The sequence below is a fragment of the Frondihabitans sp. PhB161 genome (assembly GCF_003814635.1).
In the GTDB taxonomy this organism is placed as follows: domain Bacteria; phylum Actinomycetota; class Actinomycetes; order Actinomycetales; family Microbacteriaceae; genus Frondihabitans.
The window spans coordinates 224,736-248,925 of record NZ_RKQW01000004.1; the positions used below are offsets into that span (position 1 = coordinate 224,736).

The window sequence follows — 24,190 nt, forward strand, 5'->3', positions numbered from 1 at the left end:
AAGCAGCAGGGGCGAGCCGCCGGGCCAGGCCGCGACACGCCGCTAACCTAGGGGCATCGCGCGGCGCAGGGCCGCGCCCCAGCGAACGACCCGAAGGGCGGCGGCGTGTACCTCAAGAGCCTCACGCTCAAGGGCTTCAAGTCGTTCGCCCAGACCACGACCTTCGCCTTCGAGCCCGGCGTCACCTGCGTCGTCGGCCCGAACGGCTCCGGCAAGAGCAACGTCGTCGACGCGCTCGCCTGGGTGATGGGGGAGCAGGGCGTCAAAACGCTCCGCGGCGCCAAGATGGAAGACGTCATCTTCGCCGGCACGTCGACTCGTGGCCCCCTGGGTCGTGCACAGGTCGTGCTCACGATCGACAACTCCGACGGCGCACTGCCGATCGACTACACCGAGGTGACGATCAGCCGCACGCTCTTTCGCAACGGTGGCAGCGAGTACGCGATCAACGGCGACAACTGCCGCCTCCTCGACGTCCAGGAGCTGCTGAGCGACTCGGGGCTTGGCCGCGAGATGCACGTGATCGTCGGGCAGGGTCAGCTCGACGCCGTTCTGCGCGCCACGCCGGAGGAACGCCGCGGCTTCATCGAAGAGGCGGCCGGCATCTTGAAGCACCGCCGCCGCAAAGAGAAGACCCTGCGCAAGCTCGACGCGATGCAGACGAACCTCACCAGGCTGTCCGACCTCGCTGGCGAGATCCGCCGCCAGCTGAAGCCGCTGGGGCGTCAAGCCGAGATCGCGCGGGAGGCGCAGGGCATCGCCAGCATCGTCCGCGATGCCCGGGCGCGCTTGCTGGCCGATGAGGTCGTCGGGCTCCGCACGGTTCTCACGGCGCAGGCCGCCAGCGAGAACGAGCGCAAGAGCGAGCGCATCGTGCTGCAAGAGAAGCTCGACCAGAACAAGATCCGGGAGCAGCGGCTCGAGCAGGCCATGGTCGGCGACGCCGTTGATGACGCCCGCCGAGTCGCCTTCGGGCTCGAGTCCGTCCAGGAGCGTCTCCGCAGCCTCGCCAGCCTGGCCAACCAGAAGCTGACCCTGCTGGCGCAGCAGGCCGACACGCCGGGTGTGGCGACCACCGTGTCGTCGGGGATGGTGGCCGACGCGCGCGACGAGGCCGAACGCCTGCAGGAGGGCGTCGCCGAGGCCGAGGTCGCAGTGGCGCTGGCTGCCGGCGAGCTGGCCACGTCGCGGGCTTCGCTCGACTCCCTCGACGACGAGATCGCCGCTCAGAGCGCCCTGGTCTCCGAGCATGATCTGGGGGTGGCGCGTCTCTCGAGCGCCGTCGAGGTCGCCCGGTCGAAGCTCGCCGCGGTCAAGGGCGAGCAGCTCCGCCAGGCGAATGCGCTGGAGGCCTCCGAGGCCCGGCGCGAGAAGAGCCGCGCCGAGTTCGCCGCGCTCGAAGAGGAGTTCGCCGATGTCGACACGGCAGAAGTCGACCCAGCAGATGCCGACACAGCAGCAGGCGAAAGCGCAGGATCCGTCACCACACGACCCGAGACCGATCACGCGGCGATCTCGGCAGCCGCCGACGAGAGCGCCCAGTCCGCTCAACAGGAGGTCGACGGGTTGCGCGACACCCTGCACCGCGCCGAGCGCGAGCGCGATGCCCTGGCTGCCCGCACGAGCGCCCTGTCGCTGGCCCTCGACCAGAAAGACGCCTCCAGCGCGCTCGTCAAGGCCGACCGGCCGGGCGTTCGCGGGCTGGTGGCCGAACACGTGCAGATTCAGCCGGGCTTCGAGGTCGCCATCGCCGCGGCGCTCGGCTCGGTGGCCGACGCCGTCCTCGCCGACGACCTCGATGCGGCAGTGGGGGCCGTCCAGCACGTGACGGCCGAGGAGCTGGGGCGGGTCGAGGTCGTCGTCGCCGCCCCGGGGCGCGGAGTCGGTGCCACCGCGGTGCCCCTGCCCGCCGGGGTCGTCTCGGCGACGAGTGTCGTGACGGCGCCGGACGGGATCCTCGGCGTCCTGTCGTCGACCGTGATCGCCGACGACCTCGATGCAGCTCGCTCGGCCTCGACGGCGTTGGCCGACCAGGCCGTGGCGTTCACGGTCATCACCAGGTCGGGGGAGGTGCTCACCGACTACGTCGTCCGCGGTGGTTCGGCCGGGGGGCGGTCTCGTCTCGAACTCGTCTCCGAGCGTGACACCGCGGCTGAGGCTCTGACGGCCGTCAGCCTCGAGATCGAACGCGTCGGGCCGCTGCTCGAGGCTGCGCGCGTGCGACTCGCCGAGGCGCGCACCGCGGCCAAGCAGGCGCAGGCCGCCGCGCGCGAGCACGAATCGCGCGTCGCCGCTCACGGCCAACGCGCCGGGCGCCTCCGGGCCCAGGTCGAGGCCGCCGAGGCCGAGGCGGAGCGCCTGTCGGCCTCGCTGGCTGCATCGGCCGAGACGGTGCACCAGGCCGAGCGGGCAGTCGTCGCCGCCGTGACCGCGCTCGACGAGTACAGCTCGACACCCAGGCCGATCCTCGACGTCTCGGCGCGTGACGGAGTGCTCGCTGAGGTCGAGAACGCACGCGGCGTCGAGATCGAGAAGCGCATCCAGCTCGAGACGATCCGCGAGCGGGTGCGGGCCGAAGTGGCCCGGGCGAAAGACCTGCAGCGGCAGCTCGACGAGCAACGCGCCGCCGCCGAGGAGCAGGCCCGGCAGACAGTCGTCCGCCAGCGTCAGATGGTCGCCACCACGAGCGTGCTCGACGCGCTCCCCGCCGTGCTCGACGCGGTCGATCGCTCCGTCGCCGAGGCTCGCGCTACCCTCGCGGCGCGTGAGGCGGCTCGAACCGAGCAGAACTCCGAGCTCGCGGCCCTCCGACGCGACGAGCGCGAGCTGCGGGAGCGCCTCCACACCGTCACCGAGGGTGTGCACGGACTCGAGATGGAGATCTACGAGAAGAAGCTGCACCTCTCGAGCCTCCTGGAACGCGCAGGATCCGAGCTGGGTCTCGTCGAATCGGTGCTCGTCGACGAATACGGGCCAGGTGTGCCGGTGCCCGGTGCCACCGAAGACGACGAACCCGTGCCCTTCGATCGTGATGCTCAGAAGAAGCGGCTCGCCGCGGCCGAGCGGACCCTCGCTCAACTGGGCCGCGTCAACCCGCTGGCGCTCGAGGAGTTCGCTGCGCTCGAACAGCGCCACAAGTTCCTCACTGACCAGCTCACCGACCTCACGTCGACGCGCAAAGACCTGCTCACGATCATCGACGAGATCGACGAGAAGATGCAGGTCATCTTCAAGAGCGCCTTCGACGACACACACGACGCATTCAACCGGGTGTTCCCGATCCTGTTCCCGGGTGGCAGCGGCTCGATTCATCTGACCGACCCCGAGAACCTCCTCGAGACGGGCATCGAGGTCACGGTCAAACCCGCCGGCAAGAAGATCGAGCGCCTGTCGCTGCTGTCGGGCGGCGAACGCTCTCTGGCCGCCGTCGCGCTGCTGATCGCGATCTTCAAGGCCCGGCCGTCGCCGTTCTACATCATGGACGAGGTCGAAGCCGCGCTCGACGACGCCAACCTCGGGCGGCTGCTGACGATCTTCCGCGACCTGCGCGAATCGTCGCAGCTCATTGTCATCACGCACCAGAAGCGCACCATGGAGATCGCGGACGCTCTCTACGGCGTCTCGATGCGACAGGACGGCGTCTCCGCGGTCGTCGGGCAGCGCGTCGTATCGCCCGACGAGAAACAACAGGTGGCCGCTGCAGCAGCCGTCGATGCCGGCGGCGCGGCCGACGCTGTCAGCGGGCCGGGCCCCGAACGGGGTCAGGATCCTGCGCCCACCGCCGACTAGCCTCGGGTGATGCGCACCAACTGGCCACCGCCGATCTGGCTCGTCGGCGAGAAGCCTGTCGATCGCTGGATCGGCCGCTTCGGCGGACTCTGGATCGCCGCCGTCGGCGCTGTCTTCTTCGTTTTCTTGATCCTGGTCGGCGGCCTGCTGCTCGACAACGGCGCCGCCGTCACGGTCGGTCTTCTCGTCGGAGCCGTCACCGTCGCCGCGTCGTTCGTCTACACGATGGCCTACCGACTCGTGCCTCGCGACACCATGAGCCTGTCGCGCCTGTTGCTCGCCTTCGGCCTCGGTGGCCTGATCGCGGTCGCGCTCGGCTCCACCCTCGACAGCTCCGTGCTGAAGCTCACCGGTGGGGGATCGGCGCCGACCCTCACGGTGCTCGCCCTGGCCGGCATCACCGAAGAGCTCGCGAAGATCATCGCGGTCATGGCCGTCTCGTACAAGCTCCGAGACAAGAGCATGCGTAACGGGCTGTTTCTCGGCGGAGCAGTCGGTCTCGGCTTCGCCGCGCTCGAAGACCTGGCCTACGCCGTCAACTTCTACCAGCACCCGCCCGAGCAACTCCATCTGACGCCGATCCTGTCGGCCCTCGTGCTCGTGCCGGTGCGTGGCCTTCTGACGCCGCTGCTGCATCCGCTCTACACGGCCTTGCTCGGTGCGGCCTTGTTCGCAGCGTCGAAAAATGGCCGGTTCCGCGTTCGTCCGCCTGTCATCGCTGCGTACCTCGCCGTCAGCTTTGCCCACGGCCTCTGGGATGCCTCGGCGGGGCTCCTCCAGATCGTGCCCCCGCGCCTCCAGCTCGTGCTGGCCCCGCTCGTCGTGCTCGTGATTTACCCGGGCATCATCGTCGGCTCCGGTCTCATCTGGATCAAAGTCGCCCGCCGCGCCCGGCACGCATTCCACTCACGGGTGCTGTGGTGGCTGGCGGCGCCCCCGGGTGGAGGCCCGATTTCGCTGCCGCAGGATCCTGCGTTCCCGCCCCCGGCCGTGCCGTCGTGGGCGCCGCCCGCCCCGCACACTCGCGCCTGACGCCGCTCCGCGCCGACGCACCCCCGCCTGGCCATTTTCGGGGTGGCATCTCAGGGTTATTTGGCCATTCGGGGGTGCCTCACCGGCAGACGGAATGAGGGCGCTGCTACCCCTCCGCCTTCACGCACGGGCTCTGCGTAATGAGCGAAGTGACGCCGGTCGACGCGAAGAAGTTAAGAGTCGAGCCGTCAGGAACCGATGCGGTGATCTCCATGTCGTCACTCGTGTCGGCTACAGACTCGACGGTGTAGCCGAGATCCTGCCAATGGCGAGTCATCTCGTCGACCGTCTTCGCGGGGTCGTCCGATGCCGGTCCGAAAAGGCCGAGGTCGTACTGCTCGGCCGATGAATCCGAGAGGCATTCCTGAGGCTTGTCTTTGCGGGCTTCACCAACAGAGAACGGCGTCGTCTTGTCTCCGAATGTCCACTGGCCGCCGGATACCGCGATCGCATCGGTCACGTGATCGAGGAAGACCTCGTGCGGCTGGGCGGGTCTGGCGTCACCGGCGAAGCAGAGGCTCTGTGAGTCGATGCTGCTCCGCCTCGTCGAGACGCTGTACACGAGGGTGCCGCCGTCCGGCAGGTCTGCTGCAATCTCGGTGTTATCGGAGATGCTTGGGTTTGGTGGAGCGACTGTCCGCACACTGTAACCGCGTTGTTTCCAATCGGCCGTGACGAGGTCGACCGAGTGTCCGACGTCGGTGCGACCTGGGCCGACTGTATTGATCTGGTACTGCAACTCATCGCTCGACGAACTCAGGCAGGGCTCTGGCGTATAAGTCTCGGCTATTTCGTGAGAGAAGGCCGTCTTGCCGTCTTCGAAAAGCCAGGATCCACCGGCCACCCCCATTGTCTCCTCCAAGTGCGTCAGGTAGGCCTGCTTCGACTCCGCCACGGTCGCCCGACTGTCCGGTGTGCTGCGGAACACAGCCACGGCTGTTACCAGGATCGCGACGGCCGCGACAGTGCTGACGGTGACGACAAGGATCCGACGCCCGTTCCGTTCCACTCTGTTACCCGACCGATCTCGTGCAGGCGCTCTGAAACAGAAGCGAGCTGAGTTCGGGCGAGACCGCAAAATCGAGAAGCGACCCGTCGGGGGTGTCGGCTCTGATCTCTATGCCGTCGGAATTGTCGACGACCGTGGTGACGTTGAACCCCCGCTTGCTCCACTGGGACGCCATGGCGTCAGAGGCCGCGCGCGGATCGGCGGGGGCGTCACCGTAAAGTACGAGGTCGTACTGCTCCATCCGGCTGTCCGAGAGGCACTCGGCGGCGGAGTGCGTTCGAGCCCGCGCCACGGAAAACGGCGTCTTCTTGTTCTCGAAAGTCCACGAGCCGCCGGCCGTCGAGACCGACTTGGAGACGTTTTCGAGAAATTCCTCCTGCAGTGCGTTGGTCGTGCTCGTGGGAGCAGCCTCAACGCATGGGCCCTGCACGGTGATCGATGTGGTGCCCGTCGACGCGAAATAGCCGATCTCGGAACCACCGGGAACGGCGGCTGCGATCTCGATGGCGTCATCCGTATCGACAACGGTCCTTACTGAGTAGTCGAGGGCTTGCCAATGGCGGGTCATGCTTTTGATTGTCTCTGAAGGAGTATTTGTGGCTGGTCCGTAGAGGGTGAGCGAGTACTGCTCGGCAGAGGAATCCGAGAGACATTCCTCCGGCTTATCTTTGCGAGCCTCGCGAAGTGAAAACGGTGTCTTCTTGTCGTCGAAGGTCCATTCGCCGCCGGCCGCCGCCATGGTGTCGGTAGCGAGGTGGATGAAGGACTCATGTGGTGACGCGGATGCCGTGACGCGGGGAGTGTTGGTCGGCCGAAAGAGAATGCCAATAACAACCCCGGTGGCAATGAGCGTGAGAACGCCGCCGAGTACCAGCAGGACGCGTGTTCGCTTGGTGAGCACCACGTCAGTTCGCGGACTTGACGCAAGGGCCTTCTGCCGTGACGGCTGTCGGGTCTGTCGAAGCGTAGTAGCTGATGTAAGAACCCCCGGGAACAGTCGCCGTAATTTCGGTGTCGTCACTCGTTTCGGTCACGACCCTGACCTTGTAACCGAGTCCTTGCCAATGTTGCGTCATAGTCTCAACAGCCCTCGCGGGGTGACTTGTTGCTGGGCCAAAAAGGGTAAGCGTGTACTGCTCCGTAGTGGGGTCCGGAAGGCACTCCTGGCGCTCATCCTTGAAGGCCTCAGACATAGAGAACGGCGTCTTCTTATCTTCAAATGTCCACTCGCCGCCCGGCACCGCGGTTGTGTCAGTTGCGAGGTGACGGAAGGATTCGTGGGGAGACACGGAGGGCTTGTCACGGGAGGTGTCTCTTGCTCCAAGGAGAACCACGAGCGTCACCCCGGCTGCAACGACACAGAGCATGCCGCCCACCGTCGGCAAGCCGAGCATCCGCGTCAAGAGCACGATTTCACCTCGCCGACGTGACGCAGGGCCCCTGTGCGGTGATGGACGTGACGCCAGTGGACGCAAAGTATCCGATCTGCGAGCCGCCGGGAACGGTGGCGGCGATCTCGATGTCGTCGCTTGTCGCGACAACTCTCCTGACTGAGTAACCGAGTCCCTGCCAATGCAGAGTCATCTGTTTCGTGGCCTCGGTGGGGTCGACCTTGGCCGGGCCGTACAAAGTCAACGAGTACTGCTCGGTCGAGGAATCCGAAAGGCATTCCTCGCGCTTGTGCGTGAGAGCCCGGCGGACCGAGAAGGGAGTCTTTTCGTCGGCGAACGTCCAGTCGCCACCGGATACAGAGATTGCATCGGTCACGAGTCCGAGAAAGGCCTCATGGGCCGTTTGGGTCGTCGTCGGGGACGGAGAAGGAGCCGGGGATGATCGGTTCACAAGAATTGCTCCAGTGATGAGGACGGCAACGATAAAGAGCCCGACAGTCGCAAGGGCCCAGGTTCGGAATCGACGGCGCGTGGCAAGTCGGCGTGGTTGCAGGGTCACAGGTGTCTTTTTACCTTCATGGTTGGGGCATCACTGACTGTGGTGGCGCGATGGGAGATAACTCTCCCGTACCGGTGGTCGTGACGGCCATGTTCCAGAGGGACTGGGTGTAGTAGTCATAGTATCCATGTCCCTTGGAGGCAGAAATAAAGGGCGGTCCTCCCGTGCCTAGGGCGTCGTGGCCACCAGTGCCCAAGAGATCACCGTTTCCGTCTGAGCTGTAACGAATTGCGCCAAAGTTCGAGTCCGGATTGACTCGATGGTTCTGCGGAATAGTTTGCAATTCACGGGTCTCGCCATAATTCATGCCGCTCGGGTCGCTACTCACCCCGCTGAGAAGCAGACCAAGGAAGTGCGGGTCTGTGTTCCTACCGATGCTCGCGATGAAATCGGCGGAAGCTTGCGTGGCGTACACGTTCTGATGCCCTTCACTCGATTTAACGTGAAGGTCATTTGCGCTTGAGACGACGGACGAATCGATACCCGCCGAGGCGGTGAACGTCACTGAATCTACGTTGTATTGGGTCTCGGTAAGTGCGTAGGACGACACCGTGGTGCCATACGAGTGTGCGGCGACGGCGATTCGGGGCAGACCCGATTGGCCTAGTGCTCGGGTCGTATGAAGCGCGTCGAGCTCTGAAGCCAACCGACCGGCGCCTTTCTCAGCAAGAGAGTTGGAGAGCACACTGTCACTTCCGCCAAAGTCTCGTTTCGTCGAGTCGAGCGTGGGGGTCTCGTAACCAATCCACGACACAACTGCATGTGTCGCCGTTCTGTCTACCGCTTTCTGCTGGTCCAGGAGATTCCGCCCCGCTACCGTCCAGCCGTTCAGGTTCTCCGACGCTGAATTGTCCATGCCGGGCACCGACCACGTGACTTTATCCGCCGTGTCGACATCGCCGATCGCAACAGCGCCGAATGGCGGGTTAGAGCCGAGGTTGAGGTCTACGAGACCACGCGGGGGGCCGTCCTGGCCACTGCCCAACGCCTTTTTCGCCTGCTCCACCGTCCCGCGCTGCGCCTTGGTGAGGTCGCTCCGTGCCGCCGCCTGATCAAGCTGGTTCTGGTTGGCGACGATCCGGTCGGCGTAGGGCACGCCACCGAGGTTGCCGATCACCGACGGCGCCCCGGCGAGGAGGGCAGCGCGCTGATCGTCAGAGAGGGCCGCCCACCAGCTCGACGCGGTCGAGGGCTCGGGCGGATTCGTCCAGAAGTCCTGAGCGATCGCGGGTTCGGCGGCCATCAGGTCGGCCAGGTCAGTGGCCGAGAGGGCGCTGAGCGTCGTCAGGAGGGTCGTCGGCGTCATACCCGCAAGCGACTCCTCGGTCAGCCCGGCTGGCAACACTGGCGTTCCGGCCGCGGTGACTTCGACGTAGGCTTCGCGGATACTCGCGACGAGGGCGTCGTCGGCTGCCTGACGCTCTGCCGCAAGCGCTTTCATGGCGCTGAGATAGGACGACTGCGCCTGTTCGAGGGCGAGCTGTTCCGGGGCGATCGAGGGAGACGGGCCGGGAGAGGGAGACGGCAGGCCCGATCCTTGAGGGGACGCCACCGCCTGCGACACGCTCGTCGCCTGTTCGGCTCTCGTAGCGTCCGCCTTGGCGTCGGCCAGAAGGCCTTTCTGTCGGTCGGCACGCGTTTTGATGCCGGTGACGGTTTCGACGTAGCTGCCCAGAGCCTTCTGCTCGTTCGACGCCCAGGTCTGCAGCGTCGCCCACGCGACGGTGGTCTGAGCGGCCTTGTTCGCCCACCCATCGTGGCCGGTGCCCGTCCACGCCCCGGCGACGACGGCCTCCTGCTGCCCCACGAGCGCCTGCATCTCGCCGGCGTGCTGCGCCTGCAGCGCGAGTTTCTGGGCCCGGTCGCCTAGCGTCGACAGGTCGCCGGCACCGGGATCGTCGTCGGTCCAGTCGCTCATCGCGAGCCCCCGCCTGCATCGGATGACGCCGCCGCAACACCCTCTTCGGTCGTGCGGTACGTCTCGACGGCCTTGGTCGCGCTTGTGGCAAGGGCCATCGTGGCGGCGTTCGTCGTGCGCCAGAGGGCATGGAACTTGTCGCCGTCGGTGTCGAGAACGCCGGTGACCCGCGAACTGCCCACATCCCACGCCTCGGTCACGAACCCACTCGGCCCGGAGTCGGCGCCGGCACTCAGGCTCGACGCGGCGCCCTGCACCACATCAGGATCGACGCGGTAGTCAGCCATAGATCCCCCGATCTCGTGTCGCTCACCACGTTACCCAACACGGGGCGCAGGATCCGGCCCCCGACGTAGGCACTTAGACCTACGATCTCGGGGCTTCCACTGCCTGCCGGGCCACCCGCTGCCTCAGCGTCGCTCCGCCTCACACGTCGCTCGCCCTCAGGCGTCGCTGCGCACGATCTCGTCGACGGGGGCGCCGTTGACCGTCAGAACGCGCCATTCGCCGTTCGCCCACTCGACCGTGTTCGCCGCCGCGTTGTCGATATGGCCGACCTCGAAGCCGAGGATCGCCGACAGGGTGAACCGGATGATCGTGCCGTGGCACACCACGACGATGTTGCTGTCGTCGCCGTCGAGCGGAAGGCGCGTGTCGCGGATGTCTTCGAGCGCGCCGATGCCGCGCCGCGCAACCGACTCGCGAGGCTCGATGTCAGGAAAGTCCTCGTCCGGCTCGTCCGGGATCTTCGACGTCGCCACGGTGCCCTCACGCGAGGCGTAGTCGCGTTCGATCAGCTCCGGGTAGGCCGCGCCCAGCTCGATGCCGAGCTCACCCGCGATGATCTCAGCTGTCTCGCGAGCCCGGGAGAGGGGAGACGACACGATCGCCGCCCAGTCGTAGGGAGCAAGGAGCGCGGCGGCGGTATGAGCCTGGGCCCGCCCCGTGTCGTTCAGGGGAGTGTTGCTCGACCCCTGCAGCTGGTCGTGGAGGTTCCAGTCGGTCTGTCCGTGTCGGATCAGTTCGAGGCGCATGCGATCGGTCTTCTTCTCGTGGTCGTTCGTGTCGGGCAAGGCCCGCAACACGAAAGATCCGAGGGCCGTGGGGCCCTCGGATCCGTCGGTGGATTTCGGCTACCGAGGCCGGGAAACTAGTGCTTCGCTGCGACCTCGTCGGCTCGCTCGATCTGGGCCGACTTGCGAAGGCTGAGGATCGTCGAGACCGCGATCGTGAGCACGATGAATCCGAGAGAGAACCAGATGGGGATCTCGGGGATCCATTCGATCGGACGACCGCCATTGATAAAGGGTACTTCGTTCACGTGCAGGGCGTGGAACAGGAGCTTCACACCGATGAACGCGAGGATCACGGCGAGGCCCTGCGCGAGGTAGACGAGCTTCTCGAGCAGGCCCGAAATCAAGAAGTACAGCTGACGCAGTCCGAGGAGCGAGAACGCGTTCGCGGTGAACACGATGTAGGGGTCTTGGGTCAGGCCGAAGATCGCCGGGATGGAGTCGAGCGCGAACAGCACGTCGGTCAGACCGATGGCCAGCATCACCAGGAAGAGCGGGGTGAACAGGCGACGGCCGTTGACACGGGTGGTCAGGCGGTCTTCGACGTAGTCGTCGCTGGTAGGGACGATGCGGCGAAGGATCCGGATCAGGCGGCTATCGGCCTCGTCCTTCTCGTCGCCGTCGTGTCCGCCCTTGACCTGGCTGTACGCCAGCCAGAACAGCAGGATGCCGAACAGGTAGAAGACCCAGGAGAAGTTCTCGATGATCGTGACACCGAGAGCGATGAACACACCACGCGACAGAAGCGCGATTCCGATACCGACGAGCAGCACTTTCTGCTGGTAGATCCGCGGCACGGCGAAGCTCGTCATGATGATGAGGAAGACGAAGAGGTTGTCGACGCTCAACGCCTTCTCGGTGATGTACCCGGCGAAGTACTCGCCGCCGGAGGTCCAGCCACCGAAGACACCGACGCCGACACCGAACAGGATGGCGATCGCGATATAGACGATCGACCAGGTGGCCGACTCGCGGATGGTCGGTTCGTGCGGCGTCTTGACGTGGCTATAGAAGTCGAAGATCAGAAGGCCGAGGATGCCGGCGATCGTGATCAGCCAGACGAGAAGAGAGGTTTCCATTGGACTCTTTCAGTGCAGGGCCCTGCACGCCGTTCTACGGGTCGTTCAGGCAGGGCGATTCACTGAAGGTCTCTAACACCCTAGCCAGGACTGTAACGACCTGGATCAGGGCCGACGGTACGGAACCAGATCTTCCTGGAACGTATTGACGACACCGCCGCGTTGGGAATACTCCCCTTCAACGAAGACCACGCTACGTGACGGCGATTACCGAGGCAAGCCTCCCGGCTAAAGTTGCAGGCATGGCAAATCCCTGGTCCCTCTCCGGTGCCCTCCGAGGCGTCTTCGCCCGCAAGACGATCGACGACACCACCTGGGACGACCTCGAGACCTCCCTCATCGGTGCCGACTTCGGGCCCGACGTCACCGAGCAGATCACCGAAGACCTGCGCGAGAAGGTCGCGCGCTACAACACGACCGACCCGGCCGATCTCCGCCGCATGCTCCGCGAGACCCTCGAAGAGCGCCTCTCCAAGCTCGACTCCACCCTCAAGCTCACGAATCGCCCGGCCGTCGTGCTCGTCGTCGGCGTCAATGGAGTCGGCAAGACCACGACCATCGGCAAGTTCGCCAAGTTTCTCCGCAACTACGACCGCACAGTCGTGGTGGGCGCGGCCGACACCTTCCGAGCGGCAGCGGTCGAGCAGCTGGCGACCTGGGCAGAACGCGCAGGGGTGCAGATCGTCAAGCCCCAGGCACAGGGGCAGGATCCTGCGTCCGTCGCCTTTCAGACCGTTGACCTCGCCAAGCGCGAAGGTATCGAGATCGTCATCATCGACACCGCCGGTCGCCTCCAGACCAAGTCCGGGCTCATGGACGAGCTCGGCAAGATCAAGCGCGTCGTCGAGAAGCAGTCCGAGATCGCCGAGGTGCTCCTGGTGCTCGACGCGACCACCGGGCAGAACGGCCTCGCGCAGGCGCAGGCATTCATCGAGCACGCGGGAGTGACCGGCCTCGTGCTCACCAAACTCGACGGATCGGCCCGAGGCGGGTTCGTGCTCGCCGTGCAGGAGCAGACCGGAATCCCGATCAAGCTCGTCGGGCAGGGAGAGAAGATCGGCGACCTGACGGGTTTCACCCCGCACGTGTTCGTGCAGAACCTTATTGGTTGATCGGGGTCGGCGGCGCCGGGCCTTCGACAGGCTCCGGCCGTCCGGCGCTGCCGGCCCCGATCACTGTTCTTAGTTGATCGGCGCCCGCGGCACCGGGCCTTCGACAAGCTCCGGCCTTCCGGCGCTGCCGCCCCCGATCAACGCCATGGCGCCGAGATACCTCCGTCGTGCGGGCGGTGCGACTCACGCCCGCGGCGCCGGGCCTTCGACAAGCTCCGGCCGTCCGGCGCTGCAAGCTCGTCCGGGTCCGCCTCCGAATTTGAAGGAGAAACCCTCTCGGTCCGACGAAGGCATGCGGATCGGCCGGGGTCGCCTGCGCGAATCTCCTTCGAATTCGGCGCGGGCACGAGTGCGTTAAGATCGGAGCACCATGGCAACCTTCGGATCCCTCTCTGACCGCCTCGCGGAAACCCTCAAGAACCTCCGCGGCAAGGGCAAACTCAGCCCGGCCGACGTCGACGGCACCGTCCGCGAGATCCGGCGTGCCCTGCTCGACGCCGACGTCGCACTCGACGTCGTCAAGTCGTTCACCGCGGCGATCCGCGAACGTGCTCTCGGCGACGAGGTCAACAAGGCGCTGAACCCGGCTCAGCAGGTCGTCCAGATCGTCAACGAAGAGCTCGTCGGCATCCTCGGTGGCGAGCAGCGTCGCCTCGAGTTCTCGAAGCGTCCGCCGACCGTCATCATGCTCGCGGGGCTCCAGGGTGCCGGTAAGACGACACTCGCGGGCAAGCTCGCGAAGTGGCTGAAGAAAGAGGGCCACACGCCCCTCCTCGTGGCCTCCGACCTCCAGCGCCCCAACGCCGTGACGCAGCTGCAGGTCGTCGGTGAGCAGGCCGGCGTGCCGGTGTTCGCGCCTGAGCCCGGCAACGGTGTCGGCGACCCGGTCAAGGTCGCGAAGAACGGCGTGAAGTTCGCCGCCGACAAGCTCTACGACACCGTCATCGTCGACACGGCCGGCCGCCTCGGCGTCGACGCCGACATGATGAAGCAGGCCGCCAACATCCGCAAGGCCGTCGATCCCGACGAGGTGCTCTTCGTCATCGACGCGATGATCGGTCAAGACGCCGTCGCCACGGCCAAAGCCTTCCAAGAGGGCGTCGACTTCACCGGCGTGGTGCTCACGAAGCTCGACGGCGATGCTCGCGGTGGTGCAGCCCTGAGCGTCGCGCACGTAACGGGCCGCCCGATCATGTTCGCCTCGACGGGTGAGGGGCTCGACGAGTTCGAGCCGTTCCATCCTGACCGCATGGCGTCTCGGATCCTCGACCTCGGTGACATCCTCACCCTCATCGAGCAGGCGCAGGGCGCCTTCGACGAGGCCGAAGCGCGCGAGATGGCCGAGAAGTTCGCCACCGACAGCTTCACCCTCGACGACTTCCTCAAGCAGATGCAGCAGCTCCGCAACATGGGCTCCATCAAGGGCATGCTCAGCATGCTTCCCGGGGCAAAGGGCATGCGCGAGCAGCTCGACAACTTCGACGAGAGCGAGATCGTCCGCACCGAGGCGATCATCCAGTCGATGACGAAGGCCGAGCGGGCCAACTCCAAGCTTCTCAACGGGTCGCGTCGCCTCCGTATCGCCAAGGGTGCCGGTTCGACCGTCACCGAGGTCAACCAGCTCGTCAACCGCTTCGAGCAGGCGGCGAAGATGATGAAGACCGTGGCGAAGGGCGGCGTGCCTCAGGTGCCTGGAATGGGGCCGATCCCCGGCGCCGGATTCGGCGGCGGCCGCAAACAGGTCGTCAAGAAAAAAGGATCCAAGGCGGGCAACCCGGCGAAGCGCGCGGCAGAGAACGCTCGGATCGCCAGTGGTGAGAAGGCTGCGCCCGCGGCACCCACCGGTGGCGGCTTCGGTCTCGGTGGCCGCAAGGGCCAGGCGGCTCCGACCGAAGAAGAGCTCGCGAGCCTCCAGAAGTTCCTCGGCCGCTAGGCCGGGGCGGGCTCGCCGTCTCGGGCGCGTCTACCGGGTCGTCGTCACCCCGTCGCGCAGTTCGGCGACGAGCGAGGCGACGACGGCTTTCAGCGAGCCCTCGTTGCGGGCGGCCACTGCCAGCTGGCGCTGATACGAGGCCCCTCCGTCGATGATGGTCCGCACCGACTGCAGCTCGGCCTGGCAGCCGAGACGCTCGCCTGCCGGCTCGAGCCGGGCCAGCAGGTCGATCGTGTCGTCGGTGACGAGCCGCTCGTCTCCCTCGGAGTTTTGGATCACGATGGCGTCCATGCCGTAGCGGGCTGCCCGCCACTTGTTCTCGCGAACGAACCAGGGCTGCATGCGGGGGAGTTTCTCGCCGTGGTCGAGGCGGTCGGAGAGGTCGTCGACGAGGCACTGCACCAGTGCCGCGACACCCGCGACCTCGGAGACGCTCGAGATGCCATCGAAGACGCGCACCTCGAGGGTGCCCCACTTCGGCGAAGGGCGGACGTCCCACCGCAGTTCGGAGAAGTCGTCGATCACGCCGGTGTGGGTCATGTCGGCGACCATCGCCTCGTACTCGGCGTACGAGTCGAACTGGGGTGGCAGCCCCGCGGTGGGCAGCTGCTGGAACATCATCGCCCGGTTGGAGGCGTATCCCGTCGACTCGCCGACCCAGAACGGGCTCGATGCGCTGAGCACCTGGAAGTGGGGGAGGTAGGTGAGCAGTGCGTTGAGGATCGGGAGCACTTTGCGGTGATCCTCGATGCCGACGTGAGCGTGGACGCCCCAGATCATCATCTGGCGGCCCCACCAGCGGGTCCGGTCGATCAGCGTCTCGTAGCGTTCGGAGCCGGGGGTGACGTCCTGCTGGAACCACTGGCTGAACGGATGCGTTCCGGCGCACATGAGGTCGGCGTTTAGGATCTCCGCTTCGGCGCGCACGAGGTCGATCGTACCGGTGAGGTCGGCGATCGCCTGGTCGACCCGGTGGTGCACCCCGGTCACGATCTCGACCGTGTTCGTCAGGAGCTCCTTGGTCACGCGATCGCCGTCGTCGTTCAGGTGACGCAGAGCCGGGAGGATCGCGGGTGCGTGTGGCGCGAGTTCGCCGCTCGCCCGATCGACGAGAGCCAACTCCCATTCGAGACCGAGCGTCGACCGCTCCGACGACGCGAACGGAATGGGCTGCGGTGCTCTCATGCGTTAATCCTGCCAGCCCCGGCCCCTGGAACGTGCAATGGAGGGCGTCAACAGGCGTAACGTGTTGTGGCGGGACCGCCGCATTCCGAGGTTCGCACTCCAATGACGTAGATGGGTCCCGTCGTAGCAGGAGGAGAACAGACAAATGCAGCTTGTCGTTCGTGGAACAACTACCCGCCTCGAGGGCGTTCTCGATGTGCCGGTCTCGAAATATCACGCGCACCGGGCGCTCGTGCTGGCGTCATTGGCACCGGGCCGTAGCGTCATCACGGGGGTCTCGACCACTCGTCAGGTGGAGTGGACGATCGGTACGCTCCGGGCCCTCGGCACGAAAATCACGGTCGACGGCGACCGTTACATCGTCGAGGGCGGGCCCTACCGGGCGACCGATGTGGTCGACCACGGTTCGAAAGGCGCCGAGGGTCTACTCAACATGGGCTCGTCGGGAACGACGCTCTACTTCATGGTCGGCCTTGCTTCTCTCGCCGACCAGCCGATGACGCTGACGGGAATGAAGTACTTCCGCAGGCGGCCTATCCGGGCTCTCCTCGACTCCCTCCAGCAGATGGGCGTCCAGCTGGAGGCCGATCAGGATCGACCGCCGGTCCATGTGCAGCCGGTCCGGCCCATCGGGGGCGAGGTCTCGATCGCGGGCACGCTCAGCCAGTGGCTGTCCGGCCTGCTTCTCGTCGCCCCCTTCGCCGAGAACGACACGGTGATCCACGTGACCGGCGGCACCCTCAACGAACAGCCCTACGTCGATCTGACCATCCGCATGATGCGCCTGTGGGGCCTCGAGGTCGAGCACGACGACGACTGGCTGACCTTCCGGGTCCGCGGAAACCAGTCGGCGACCCCGCACGACTACGTGATTCCGCCCGACATCGGTTCGGCCGCCTTCGGTATCGCCGCGGCCGCGATCCACCCCTCCGACGTCCTGTTCCGCGGCCTCTCGGCGACAACGACCGCGGAGACCGACCACCCCGAGTCGGAGTTCCTCGACCTGGCGACTCAGATGGGCGTCGATCTCTCGATCGACGACGAGACCGGCTTCGTCCGGATCCAGAGCGACGGCTCCCCGCTCAGGGCCATCGACATCGACTGCCAGCCGATCCCCGACCTGCTGCCGATCCTCGCGACGATGGCGACCTTCGCCGAGGGCACGTCGACTTTCCGCAACGTCGGGCACATCCGCCTCAAAGAGAGCGACCGGGTCTCGGCGATGCTCCAGCTCAACACTCTCGGCGGGAAGGCTGACCAGACTCACGACGAACTCCGCGTGACGGGGGGCACCCGTGGCCTCACGGGGGCGCCGCTCTCGTCGTTCAACGACCACCGCGTCCTCATGTCGCTGGCGATCGCCGGTACTCGTGCTCGAGGTGCAACTTCGCTGACCTATCCGCGCGCCTACCGCATCTCGTACCCGACGTTCCTCGAGGCGATGACCTCGATCGGCCTTGACCTCGACATGGGCGATCCCAAGGCCCTCGAGAGCGCGGAGAACGTCGAGGTCGAGCGCGACACCCTCACCGAGGGCGCCGCGCTGCAGCAGGCCCCGCTCGAGTTGCAGGGGGTCGACGCCGATCCGCTCGTGCTCAGCGAGAAGGTTCGCCAAATGGCGACGAGTCACCCCGACGACGCGGCCGTGATCGAGGTGGGCGGGATCGAACCCGTCACCACGACCTGGCGTCAGCTTCAAGACGAGGCCGACCGCGTCTCGCAGCTGCTCCTCGAGCTCGGGGTGCAGCGAGGCGAGTCGGTGGCGATGCAGCTGCCGAACTGGATGGAGTTCGTCGCGATCACGCTCGGCACCGTACAGATCGGGGCCGTGGCCACGCCGATCATGCCGGTGTTCGGTCCGCGCGAGACGACCATGACGCTCGCGCGATCTCGTGCCCGGGTCGTCTTCCTCCCCAACGTCTTCCGCCGCCGTCGCCCCGCCCTCGAGCTTCTGGACGTCATTGACGAGGCCCGCGCTCAGAAACGACGACTCTCGGTCGAGCACGTCGTCGTGATCCGCAGCGAAAGTCGCGGCGAAGAAGCCGGTCGAAGCGACGTCGCGCCGATTCCCGCCGACGCGGCCAAGGCCGTCGAGGCCTCCGAATGGAACTGGCGCTACTACGACCGGGCTCTCGCGGCGGTGACGCCGGACGTCGAGCTCATCACCTCGCTCTCGCCCCGACCGGACGACGTCTGCCAGCTGCTCTTCACCTCGGGCACGACGGGAGAACCGAAGGGCGTGCAGCACCCGCACCGCACCCTTGGCCTCGCCACCGCGATGGAGGTGGCTCACATAGGGCTCGGAGACTCCGACCGCATCTACATCCCGTCTCCGCTGGCGCATCAGACCGGTTTCCTCTACGGCATGCTGCTGTCGTGGCGGCTCGGAGTGGCAAGCGTCATCCAGCCCGTCTGGGATTCCGGAGTCGCTCTCGAGCAGGCTTTCGGCCAGGCGAGAGCCTCCTTCGTCCAGTGCGCCACGCCCTTCCTCACCGACCTGGTCGAGGCGGTCGAACAGGGCGCCAACCCGCCCGAGAGCCTCCGCATCTTCGTGGCCACAGGGGCCGCCGTCCCACGGGCACTCGCGCAGAAGGCGACCTCCGTGCTCCAGACGAGCGTGCTCGGCGCGTTCGGCACCTCCGAGACCTGCCTCGGCGCACTCTCGACGCCGTCCGACACGCCCGAAGACGCGTGGGGTGCCGACGGGCGCGCCCTGCCCGGCATCCGACTCCGCATCGTCGACGACGAAGGATCCGAGGTGCCCGCCGGTCAGGAGGGCAACTTCGAGCTCCTCTCGCCCACGATGTTCGGCGGGTACCTCGATCGTCCCGACCTCACCGACGACGTCTTCACCGCCGACGGTTGGTATCGCACGGGCGACTTGGCGCGACTCGACGACCACGGCTTCCTGCACATCACCGGACGGATCAAGGACGTCATCAACCGCGGCGGCGAGAAGATCCCGGTCGTCGAGATCGAGAACCTGCTCTACCAGCACCCGCTCGTCAGCGATGCGGCGATCGTGGCCATGCCGGATCCTCGTCTCGGAGAACGAGCGTGCGCGTTCGTCGTGGCCGCCAAGAACGGCGAGCAGCTCGACTTCGCCGCAATGCAGCACTACCTCGCCGAAGCCGGCGTCTCGAAGTACTACTGGCCCGAGCGGCTGGAGTTCCTCGACGAGATACCGCGCAACGTCGTCGGTAAAGTCCAGAAGAACGTGCTTCGCGAGAGGGCCGCTGCCCTGGTCGCCGACGAAGCCCGAACCTCCCACACCGCAGTCCAGGAGACACAGTCATGACCCTCACCGCCCCGGCCCCCGTCTCGTTCGACGAGGCCGAATTCCAGGCCATCAAAGCCGACATCACCGCGTGGGTCGAAGGCCCCGGCGAAGACATCGCCAACGAGATCGAGGCCACGGGCGCGGTGCCCGACCGTCTGCTGCCCGAACTGCGCGACCGCGGCTACCTGAGTCTCGCGGCGCCGGTCGAGCTCGGCGGCCGAGGCATCCCGTTCTCGCGCTACCTCGAGCTGATGGAGATCGTGTCGCGCTCGCACGCGTCGATCCGCATGCTCGTGCACGTCATCAACGGCACCTGGCGTGCCATGGTGCCCTTCGCGACGCCGGAGCAGATCGAGGAGGTCGTCAAACCGTCGATCGCCGGAACGAAGCTCGTCGCCTTCACGCTCACCGAGGCGACGGCGGGTACCGGCCAAGACCTCCGCACCACGGCACGCCTCGAGGGCGACACCTGGTACCTCAACGGCGAGAAGCACCTCATCACCTTCGGCGTGAAGTGCGACTACTGGCTCATCGCGGCGCGCATTGAAGGCTCGACCGACAAGAACGGCTTCGTCGCGTTCTTGATGCCCAACACGGGGCTTCCGGGCGCAGAGGTCATCGACGACTCCGAGACGATGGGGGTGCGCGGCACCGACCATGCGATCCTGCGGTTCACCGAGACGCCCGTTGCGGCATCGGCTCTTCTGGGGGAGCAGGGCGACGGCCTCGAGGTCGCGCTCGGCGGCTTCCTCCTGCCGAGCCGCGTCTCCGTCGCCATGAGCGCCGTCGGCCTCGCCGAGCGGGCTCAGCAGCTCGCCGTCGAATACGCCAACCGGCGCGAGACCTTCGGCAAGAAGCTCTCCAGCCGCCAGGCGATCCAGTTCTACCTGGCCGAGAACTACGCTGACATCGCCGCGGCTCGAGCTCTCGTCATCGAGGCAGCGAAAGCCTACGAGGAGGGCCGCGCCGATGCCGGCGCACTCTCCAGTGCCTCGAAGATGATCGCCGTCGACATGCTGGCGCGCGTCACCGACAAAGCCCTGCAGGTCCACGGCGGGCAGGGCTACTGGAAGCGCAACACGATCGAGCGTGTCTACCGCGATGCCCGGGCGCAGCGCTTCGAAGAGGGCACGAACGAGATCCAGAAGCTGATCGTCGGTCGGGCCGTCGTCACCGGCGCGGTCTCGTACTGACCTCCCTACCTCCCCTCTCTCCTGAAAGGCCCTCCTTGGCTCCCGAAACATCCACCCGACCGCTCGCTCTGATCACGGGTGCATCCCGAGGCATCGGCAAGGTGCTCGCGCTCAAGCTGGCGGCGCGCGGCGTCGATGTCGTTGTCACCTACAAGAAGAACGCTGACCTCGCCGACGAGACCCTGCGCAAGATCCGCGCCCTCGGGGCCGACGGCATCACGGTGCAGCTCGATGTCGAGCAGCCCGAGTCGATCGAGGCGCTCTTCGCGACCGTCACCGAGAAGTACGGCAAGCTCGACATGTTCATCGCCAGCGCGGCGGCCTCGGCGTTCAAGCCGGTCGCCGAGCTCAAGCTGCACCACCTCGACCGCAACTACGCGACGAACATCCGGTCGTTCGTGCTCGGCGCCCAGGCGGCGGCCGCGATCATGCCCGACGGCGGACGCATTGTCGCGATCACGAGCTACGGCTCGCTCCGCGCGTTCCCGACCTACGCCTCGCTCGGCGCCGCCAAGGCCGCCAACGAGGCGTACGTGAAGTTCATGGCCACCGAGTTCGGCCCCCGGGGCATCACGGTCAACGCCGTCAACGGTGGGCTCATCGACACCGACTCGCTCGACTACTTCTACAACTCGGTTCCGGGCATGGCACCGATCGAGACGGTGCTCGAGAAGATTCCGTTGCAGCGCAAGGGCACGGCCGACGAGGTCGCCGACGCGGTCGACTTCCTCCTCTCCGAGAAGGCCGGTTACATCACCGGCCAGACCCTCTCCGTCGACGGCGGCCTGACCGTCGTAGCGCCGCCGTTCTGGGCCGACACCACGAGCCCGCTGCGCGAGGCCGTGCTCGGGTCGACCGTCGACGGCGATGCCTCCGGTGCTGCCGACGTCTCCTGAGTCGGAGCTCCTCGGCGTCACGATGACGTCGTGGTCGCTGGGCTCCCTCCGTCTGCCGCACCGCGTCGTCATGGGAAGCATGCACACGGGGCTCGAGGTGCGCGACGACGGCGGAGCCGCTCTGGCGGCGTTCTACCGTGAGCGCGTCGAGGGCGGGGCGGCACTCATCATCACGGGTGGTCTCGCCGTGAACTCGGAGGCTCGTGGCGGGGCCGACTACGCCGTCCTCGGCGAGTCCGCCGCCGATGCACGGTTCGCCCGCGCGGTGCAGGCCGTGCACGACGCCGGGGGAGCGATCTCGGCACAGCTGTTCCACGCCGGTCGGTACGCCCTCACCGAGGGCCTCGTCGACGAGGGGGGAGCGCCCGCGCAGGCCGTCGCTCCGTCGGCTGTCGCCTGGCGAGGCGCCCGCGGGGCCGTGCCGATTGCGCTCGACGAGCGTGGGATCCTGCGCACCATCTCGTCGTTCGCCGACGCCGCGCGCACAGCGCAGCGTCTCGGCTTCGATGCCGTCGAGATCATGGCGTCGGAGGGCTATCTCATCAACCAGTTCTGCTCGCCGATCACGAATCTGCGCGACGACGAGTGGGGTGGCGATGCCAGACGTCGTCGACGGTTTGCCGTCGAGGTCGTGCGCGCGGTTCGAGACACCGTGGGGCCGGACTTCCCGGTGAGCATCCGCGTCTCGGGCGACGACCTCATGCCCGGTTCGTCGACCCCGTCCGACGTCGACGCGCTGGTGCTCGAAGTCGTCGAGGCCGGTGTCGACGCGGTCAGCGTCGGGGTCGGCTGGCACGAGTCCCGCGTTCCGACGGTGCAGGCGGCGGTGCCCCATGGCGTCTGGGTTCCATACGCCGAACGACTCGCCGCGGTGGTCCGGTCGTCCGGCCGACCCGAGGTGGCCGTCATCGCGAGCAACCGGCTGACCGACCTCCGTGATGCCGAGGACGTCCTCGTTCGCGGCGTCGTCGATGCGGTCGCCCTCGCGCGGCCTTTCCTGGCTGACCCCGACATCGTGCAGAAGAGCGCCGACCGACGCTTCGATCTGGTGACGACCTGCATCGGCTGCAACCAGGCGTGTATCGATCGCTCCCTGTTCGGAGAGGCCGTGTCGTGCCTCGTGAACCCCCGTGCCGCGCGCGAGCTGGAGTTTCCGCGTGTTCCGTCTCGGTCGCGTCGACGGGTCGCCGTCGTCGGAGCAGGGCCCGCGGGTCTCGCGTCCGCTGTGGATCTCGCCCGACGCGGAAACGACGTCGTGGTCTTCGAGGAGCGCGCGGGTCTCGGCGGTCAGTTCGATCTGGCCGCGTCAATTCCCGGTAAGGAGGACTACGCGGGCCCCGTGCGTTCGTGGCGCGCCGAACTCGACCAGCTCGGCGCTCGAATCGAGACCGGTCGCCGTGTCGACGCCTCCGATCTCGTCGCGTTCGACCACGTCGTCGTCGCCACGGGTGTGCGTCCTCGTGTGCTCGATCTGCCCGGAATCGACCTCCCGCACGTCCTCTCGTACGAGCGCGCGCTTCGAGAGGGGGTGCCGGCAGGAACGGTCGCTCTGATCGGCTCGGGCGGCATCGCCATCGACACCGCGAACTTCCTGGTCGAGTCAGGTCAGGAGATAATCCGCGCGGAATCGTTCGTCCGCGAGAACGGATTGCCGGCTGACGGCGTGCGCGGATCCTCGTCCCCTCACCGTCGTGACGCGACGCGCCCGCACCCGACCCGCTCGGGATCCTCCGTGTCGATCGTCTCGCGCTCGGAGCGCTTCGGCAGGGGTATCGGGCCGACCTCGCGGTGGGTCGCCGTCGGCCGGCTGCGGCAGGCGGGTGTCCACTTCGTTACGGATGCCCAATACCGAAGGATCCGGCCCGGCGCCCTCGAAATCGAGGCCGAGGGCGGGGTTCTCTTCAGCATCCCCGCCGATACGGTCATCGTCTGCGCCGGCCAGGAGTCGCGCGGCGACCTCGCCGGGGCGCTCGACGTCGCGGGCATCGCTCACACCGTGATCGGGGGAGCTCTCGATGCGCGCGCTGTCGATGCCGTGCGTGCGACCTCGGAGGGTCTGGCCGCGTCTCGACTCGTCTCTCCCTAACGCGATTCGGCGGCGGGTCCGAGCCGTCGTGCGGGAGTCGCGCCACTAGGGCGACACGGCCGCGGCAAAGATTCGCCAGAACGTTGCCGGTCTGCAACAATGAGAGGTCGAGTCCGCGGCACCCGACCCTCTAATCAGGTGTCAGTGCGACTTCATCAGAGCTTTCGAGCCGAGTGTGCCCCCACGCTCACGGCTAGCAACTCGCCCCAAAAAGAAATTCCTACAGGAGAATTGTGGCTGTCAAGATCCGTCTGAAGCGTCTCGGTAAGATGCGCGCTCCCTACTACCGCATCGTCGTCGCCGACTCGCGCACCAAGCGCGATGGTCGTGTCATCGAAGAGATCGGTAAGTACCACCCCACCGAAGAGCCCTCGTTCATCGAGGTCGACTCCGAGCGTGCACAGTACTGGCTCGGCGTCGGCGCTCAGCCGACCGAGCAGGTCGCTGCGCTCCTCAAGCTGACTGGCGACTGGGGTCAGTTCAAGGGCGACAAGAACGCCGTCAGCACTGTCAAGACCAAGGTCGCGAAAGAGGCCTTCGTCGCTGACGAGAAGAAGAAGCCCGTGCTGAAGCCCAAGGCTGAGAAGCCGGCCGAGGCCCCCAAGGCCGAGGCTCCTGCCGCCGACGAGTCCGCAGAGACGACCGAGGCGTAGTC

At 66.7% G+C, this 24,190-nt stretch carries 18 protein-coding genes; 9 read left to right on the forward strand and 9 right to left on the reverse strand.

The features are described from left to right. Positions 1 to 105 precede the first annotated feature (105 nt). Together smc and EDF39_RS15785 are read left to right on the forward strand one after the other, a co-directional pair. A complete protein-coding gene (gene smc / locus EDF39_RS15780) occupies positions 106 to 3,789 on the forward strand; it encodes a chromosome segregation protein SMC (RefSeq protein ID WP_123944611.1) in 3,684 nt (1,227 codons plus the stop codon). Positions 3,790 to 3,798: 9 nt separating this feature from the next. Next, positions 3,799 to 4,821 (forward strand): PrsW family glutamic-type intramembrane protease, encoded by a 1,023-nt coding sequence (locus tag EDF39_RS15785; RefSeq protein WP_123944613.1) that lies wholly within the window; start codon positions 3,799 to 3,801, stop codon positions 4,819 to 4,821. A 106-nt stretch (positions 4,822 to 4,927) separates the two neighbouring features. On the opposite strand, the gene EDF39_RS15790 is transcribed toward EDF39_RS15785, so the two are convergent. From EDF39_RS15790 to EDF39_RS15825, 8 genes are all read right to left on the reverse strand, one after another. Further along, the gene (locus EDF39_RS15790) at positions 4,928 to 5,830 is read right to left on the reverse strand and encodes a hypothetical protein (protein ID WP_123944615.1); all 903 of its coding nucleotides are present in this window, start codon (positions 5,828 to 5,830) and stop codon (positions 4,928 to 4,930) included. A gap of 4 nt (positions 5,831 to 5,834) precedes the next feature. Next, positions 5,835 to 6,734 carry a hypothetical protein gene (locus EDF39_RS15795; protein ID WP_055958842.1) on the reverse strand — a complete coding sequence of 300 codons (900 nt, stop codon included), beginning with the start codon at positions 6,732 to 6,734 and terminating at the stop codon, positions 5,835 to 5,837. Between the two features lies 1 nt (position 6,735). Next, complete coding sequence (locus EDF39_RS15800) at positions 6,736 to 7,233, reverse strand: hypothetical protein (protein ID WP_123944617.1); 498 nt, start codon at positions 7,231 to 7,233, stop codon at positions 6,736 to 6,738. A 10-nt stretch (positions 7,234 to 7,243) separates the two neighbouring features. Then, on the reverse strand, positions 7,244 to 7,597 hold the full coding sequence (locus tag EDF39_RS15805) for a hypothetical protein (protein WP_055958836.1): 354 nt from the start codon (positions 7,595 to 7,597) through the stop codon (positions 7,244 to 7,246). A 199-nt stretch (positions 7,598 to 7,796) separates the two neighbouring features. Continuing rightward, the gene (locus EDF39_RS15810; protein ID WP_055958833.1) at positions 7,797 to 9,698 is read right to left on the reverse strand and encodes an alpha/beta hydrolase; all 1,902 of its coding nucleotides are present in this window, start codon (positions 9,696 to 9,698) and stop codon (positions 7,797 to 7,799) included. Further along, complete coding sequence (locus EDF39_RS15815) at positions 9,695 to 9,985, reverse strand: hypothetical protein (RefSeq protein ID WP_055958831.1); 291 nt, start codon at positions 9,983 to 9,985, stop codon at positions 9,695 to 9,697. Before EDF39_RS15815 ends, EDF39_RS15810 begins: the two co-directional genes overlap by 4 nt. Positions 9,986 to 10,141: 156 nt before the next feature. Further along, positions 10,142 to 10,771: a histidine phosphatase family protein gene (locus EDF39_RS15820; RefSeq protein WP_233573169.1), complete on the reverse strand. Its 630-nt coding sequence runs from the start codon at positions 10,769 to 10,771 to the stop codon at positions 10,142 to 10,144. A 77-nt stretch (positions 10,772 to 10,848) separates the two neighbouring features. Beyond that, entirely contained in the window at positions 10,849 to 11,850 is a 1,002-nt protein-coding gene (locus tag EDF39_RS15825) for a TerC family protein (RefSeq protein WP_055958828.1), read from the reverse strand. A gap of 242 nt (positions 11,851 to 12,092) precedes the next feature. On the opposite strand from EDF39_RS15825, the gene ftsY reads away from it, so the two are divergent. Beyond that, complete coding sequence (gene ftsY, locus EDF39_RS15830) at positions 12,093 to 12,962, forward strand: signal recognition particle-docking protein FtsY (RefSeq protein WP_055958824.1); 870 nt, start codon at positions 12,093 to 12,095, stop codon at positions 12,960 to 12,962. Positions 12,963 to 13,332: 370 nt separating this feature from the next. Then, the gene (gene ffh, locus EDF39_RS15835) at positions 13,333 to 14,895 is read left to right on the forward strand and encodes a signal recognition particle protein (protein ID WP_123944619.1); all 1,563 of its coding nucleotides are present in this window, start codon (positions 13,333 to 13,335) and stop codon (positions 14,893 to 14,895) included. A 30-nt stretch (positions 14,896 to 14,925) separates the two neighbouring features. Here the strand turns inward: ffh and EDF39_RS15840 are convergent, their stop codons facing one another. After that, positions 14,926 to 16,080 (reverse strand): glutamate--cysteine ligase, encoded by a 1,155-nt coding sequence (locus EDF39_RS15840; protein ID WP_123944621.1) that lies wholly within the window; start codon positions 16,078 to 16,080, stop codon positions 14,926 to 14,928. A 145-nt stretch (positions 16,081 to 16,225) separates the two neighbouring features. Between EDF39_RS15840 and aroA the strand changes: the two genes are divergently transcribed. The 5 genes from aroA to rpsP all read left to right on the forward strand — a co-directional run bounded on the left by aroA (position 16,226) and on the right by rpsP (position 24,188). Next, positions 16,226 to 19,378, forward strand: a complete 3,153-nt coding sequence (gene aroA, locus EDF39_RS15845; protein ID WP_123944623.1) for a 3-phosphoshikimate 1-carboxyvinyltransferase — start codon at positions 16,226 to 16,228, stop codon at positions 19,376 to 19,378. Next, positions 19,375 to 20,553, forward strand: a complete 1,179-nt coding sequence (locus EDF39_RS15850; protein WP_123944625.1) for an acyl-CoA dehydrogenase family protein — start codon at positions 19,375 to 19,377, stop codon at positions 20,551 to 20,553. Before aroA ends, EDF39_RS15850 begins: the two co-directional genes overlap by 4 nt. 35 nt (positions 20,554 to 20,588) lie before the next feature. Then, positions 20,589 to 21,449 carry an SDR family oxidoreductase gene (locus tag EDF39_RS15855; protein WP_123944627.1) on the forward strand — a complete coding sequence of 287 codons (861 nt, stop codon included), beginning with the start codon at positions 20,589 to 20,591 and terminating at the stop codon, positions 21,447 to 21,449. Then, positions 21,421 to 23,535: an FAD-dependent oxidoreductase gene (locus EDF39_RS15860; protein WP_199726230.1), complete on the forward strand. Its 2,115-nt coding sequence runs from the start codon at positions 21,421 to 21,423 to the stop codon at positions 23,533 to 23,535. The genes EDF39_RS15855 and EDF39_RS15860 overlap by 29 nt, the downstream gene beginning before the upstream one ends. A gap of 233 nt (positions 23,536 to 23,768) precedes the next feature. Continuing rightward, the gene (gene rpsP / locus EDF39_RS15865) at positions 23,769 to 24,188 is read left to right on the forward strand and encodes a 30S ribosomal protein S16 (RefSeq protein ID WP_055958806.1); all 420 of its coding nucleotides are present in this window, start codon (positions 23,769 to 23,771) and stop codon (positions 24,186 to 24,188) included. Positions 24,189 to 24,190: the final 2 nt, after the last annotated feature.